Origin of the sequence: Bradyrhizobium campsiandrae, assembly GCF_014529705.1 — a bacterium.
Classification (GTDB): Bacteria; Pseudomonadota; Alphaproteobacteria; order Rhizobiales; family Xanthobacteraceae; genus Bradyrhizobium; species Bradyrhizobium campsiandrae.
This window is the reverse complement of sequence record NZ_JAANIH010000442.1, coordinates 1-239: the sequence shown is the minus strand read 5'-3', so window position 1 is coordinate 239 and position 239 is coordinate 1. Positions and strand designations below refer to the sequence as shown.

Genomic DNA, 239 nt, shown 5'->3' with positions numbered 1-239 from the left:
CACTCCGCATAATCCCGTGGAGAGAAGCCGCGGCGCCTCGCTCGAGGCGAGGCGCCGCAAGGCCTGCGGATCAGCGCGACCAAACCAGCGCGTAGCCGTCATCGACCGCGACGAGGTTGGCGTAGATGGGCGCCGTGAAGGACGGATCGTCGAGCTTGACCGAGTGGTAGGAGCGATTGTCCTTCGAAGTCCGGCGCCAGGCGGCACCGATCTCGACGCCTGAGACGATCACGCGCAGG

1 protein-coding gene is annotated in these 239 nt (G+C 66.9%); it reads right to left on the bottom strand.

Features of this window, described 5'->3' with window-relative positions:
* Positions 1-70 precede the first annotated feature (70 nt).
* A partial coding sequence (locus G8O24_RS43830; protein ID WP_188108505.1) for a DUF736 domain-containing protein occupies positions 71-239 on the bottom strand: 169 nt, incomplete at its 5' end.